We start from the raw sequence: 3,277 nt of genomic DNA, 5'->3' as shown, positions 1-3,277 counted from the left end.
CCCGGCGGCGCCCGGGACCGGAGCGCCGCTGATCCCGGGCCCACGACGCGAGTTCATAGACGCGTTCGACGCCGACGCCTTCGACGCCCCTCGCTCCCGTACAGGCCTGCGCGAGAGCGCACCGTTCGCGCCCGTGCCGTCCCCAGCCACCACCGGCGGTCGCGACGGTGACGACGGCGCGGGCACGGCCGTCGGCACGGGCGAGGGCGCGCCGGGCACACCCGGCGATCCCGACGCCGACCAGCCCGCCAGAGCCGGCAAGGGCCGCGCCCTCACCGGTATCGCCGCCGCCGCGGTGACCACCGTGCTCGCGGTCGTCGTGGCCGGACAGGTCACCGGTGGCGCGGAGCCGTCCGGCGCGCGGCCCGCCGAGGGACTCGACCGCACCGACGACGAGTTCGCCTCCCGCTCGGACGGCCGGGCCGCGCCGTCCTCCGGGAAACCGGAGGAGCCGGCTCCCGCGCCCGCCACCTACGGCGAGCTGATGACCCGGCAGTTCCCGCTCGATCCCGCGCTGACGGCCTCGGGCCGGTTCACCGCCGTACCGGGCCTGGACAAGGCGCCCGGCAAGGGCCAGAAGTTCCGCTACCGCGTGGACATCGAGGACGGACTCGGGCTGGACGGAAAGCTCTTCGCGGACGCCGTCCAGAAGACACTCAACGACGACCGGAGCTGGGCGCACAACGGCGCCATGACCTTCGAGCGGATCTCCGGCGGCAGCCCCGACTTCGTGATCACCCTGGCGAGTCCCGGCACCACGGGCGTCTGGTGCGCCAAGTCCGGTCTGGACACCACCGTCGACAATGTGTCCTGCGACTCGGCCTCGACCGACCGTGTCATGATCAACGCCTTCCGCTGGGCGCAGGGAGCGAAGACCTTCGGTGCCAAGGCGATGCTCGGCTACCGCCAGATGCTGATCAACCATGAGGTCGGCCATCGGCTCGGACACAACCACGTGATCTGCCGCACGCCCGGAGCGCTCGCTCCCGTGATGCAGCAGCAGACGAAGTCGCTGGACATCGACGGGATCAAGTGCAGGCCCAACCCATGGGTCTTTCCCAGCAGTTGAGATGCCTGTCTCACATCACGTTGACATCGGCGGCGGGGTCGTTCATATTTCTCGGCATGTCCCCCCACCGCCCCGCCGTACTCGGCCGCGCCGCCATTGAGCTGGCGCTCATAGGCGTGACCGCGCTCTGCGTGGCCGACATCCACTGTCGCTGACACCTGCCCGAGCGCGTGTCGGCCGTCCTTTTTCCGCCGTACATCCGCGCGCCTGGGCGTCCTCCGTCCATACGCAGGCGCGGCGCGCACCACTCTCCACCTCCACCACTCTCCACCGCTGCCGTCTGCGCGGAAACCGAGCGTTCAGTGCCTTCGCTCCTTCGCTCCTGTTCCGTCCGACTTTCTCCGTGCAGCAACCGAGAGGCTTTCTTCCGATGCGTCAACCGTCCGTCAACACCCGCCGCCTGGCCGCGGCAGCCGTCAGCCTGGTCCTGGCAGCGGGCGCAGCCGCCTGCTCGGGCCCTCAGGACAACGATGCCAAGGCCTCGGCCACGGACAAGGGCAAGCCGCAGAAGGGCGGCAAGCTCACGGTGCTGAACACCGAGCCGCAGACCGACTTCGACCCGGCGCGCCTTTACACCTCCGGCGGCGGCAACGTTCCCTCGCTGGTCTTCCGTACGCTCACCACCCGCAACCGCGCGAACGGCGCGGCCGGTACGAAGGTCGTGCCCGACCTGGCCACCGACACCGGGCGTCCCAACGCGGACGCCACGGAGTGGACGTACACCCTCAAGGAGGGACTGAAGTACGAGGACGGCACCGCGATCACCAGCGCCGACATCAAGTACGGCGTGGAGCGCTCCTTCGCCGCCGAGCTCTCCGGCGGCGCGCCCTATCTGCGTGACTGGCTGGTCGGCGGCGCCGACTACCAGGGCCCGTACAAGGACCCGAAGGGCCTCGCCTCGATCGAGACGCCCGATGACAGGACCATTGTCTTCAAGCTCAGGAAGCCCGAGGGCGACTTCCCGTTCCTGGCCACCGCGACCCAGTTCGCGCCGGTGCCGAAGGCCAAGGACGACGGCGCCAAGTACGAGGAGCACCCGGTCTCCTCGGGTCCCTACAAGGTCGTCAAGAACGAGGACGACGGCCGGCATCTGCTGCTGGAGCGCAATCCGAACTGGTCGGAGAAGACCGACGACCAGCGGCACGCCTACCCGGACACCATCGATGTGCAGTCGGGCCTCGACTCCGCCGTGATCAACCAGCGGCTGTCCACCAGCTCCGGCCCGGACGCCGCGGCCGTCACCACCGACACCAACCTCGGCCCGGCCGAACTCGCCCAGACAAGCAGCGACAAGGCGCTCGCGGCCCGCGTCGGCACCGGCCACTTCGGCTACACCAACTACCTCGCCTTCAACCCGAAGGTGAAGCCGTTCGACAATCCGAAGGTGCGTCAGGCGATCTCGTACGCCATCAACCGCACCAGTGTGATCAACGCGGCCGGCGGTTCCGCGCTCGCCGAACCCGCGACCACCTTCCTGCCCGACCAGAAGGCCTTCGGCTACACGCCGTACGACCACTTCCCGGCGGGCAAGACCGGCGACCCGGCCAAGGCGAAGGAGCTGCTGAAGGAGGCCGGTTACGCCGACGGTCTGACCATCTCGCTCACGCACTCCACCGCGCAGAACAGGGAGACCAGCCCCGAGGTCGCCACCGCCGTCCAGGAGTCCCTCAAGCAGGCCGGGATCACGGTCAAGCTGGTGGGCCTGGAGCCCAACGCGTTCAACGAGGCACGCTGGAGCGCCACCAAGTCGCCCGGCTTCTACCTCTCCCGCTGGGGCGCGGACTGGCCGTCCGGCGGTCCCTTCCTGGCGCCGATCTTCGACGGCCGGCAGATCGTCACGGACGGCGCCAACTTCAACCACGCGCTGCTCGACGACCCTGCGGTCAACAAGGAGATCGACGAGATCAACAAGCTGACCGATCTGGCCGCGGCGGCCGAGCGGTGGGGCGCGCTCGACAAGAAGATCGGCGAGCAGGCGCTCGACGTGCCGCTGTTCCACCCGGTCTACAAGCGGCTGTACGGCAAGGACGTCAAGAACGTCGTCATCAGTGACTGGACCGGAGTCCTCGACGTCTCGCAGGTCGCGGTCAAGTGAGTACGGTTCCCGATCTGCCGGCGTCCGGGGCGAAGGCGGGTGCCGCGGTCGCGGTGCCCGCCGCCTCGGACGCCCGTCAGGCCTGGCGGCGGCTGCGCGGACGCCCGTCGGCC

At 69.7% G+C, this 3,277-nt stretch carries 3 protein-coding genes; all 3 read left to right on the top strand.

Features of this window, described 5'->3' with window-relative positions; all coding sequences use genetic code 11:
* Positions 1–1,069 (top strand): DUF3152 domain-containing protein (locus GA0115259_RS38070; RefSeq protein WP_107469429.1); only part of this gene is annotated, 1,069 nt, incomplete at its 5' end.
* Between the two features lie 56 nt (positions 1,070–1,125).
* The gene (locus GA0115259_RS43025; RefSeq protein WP_345941103.1) at positions 1,126–1,224 is read left to right on the top strand and encodes an Ms4533A family Cys-rich leader peptide; all 99 of its coding nucleotides are present in this window, start codon (positions 1,126–1,128) and stop codon (positions 1,222–1,224) included.
* Positions 1,225–1,439: 215 nt separating this feature from the next.
* The gene (locus tag GA0115259_RS38065; RefSeq protein WP_093605186.1) at positions 1,440–3,164 is read left to right on the top strand and encodes an ABC transporter substrate-binding protein; all 1,725 of its coding nucleotides are present in this window, start codon (positions 1,440–1,442) and stop codon (positions 3,162–3,164) included.
* Positions 3,165–3,277 lie beyond the last annotated feature (113 nt).

The organism is Streptomyces sp. MnatMP-M17 (assembly GCF_900091995.1).
GTDB lineage: Bacteria > Actinomycetota > Actinomycetes > Streptomycetales > Streptomycetaceae > Streptomyces.
The sequence above is the reverse complement of the archived record's forward strand: the minus strand, read 5'-3'. Positions and strand labels throughout refer to the sequence as shown.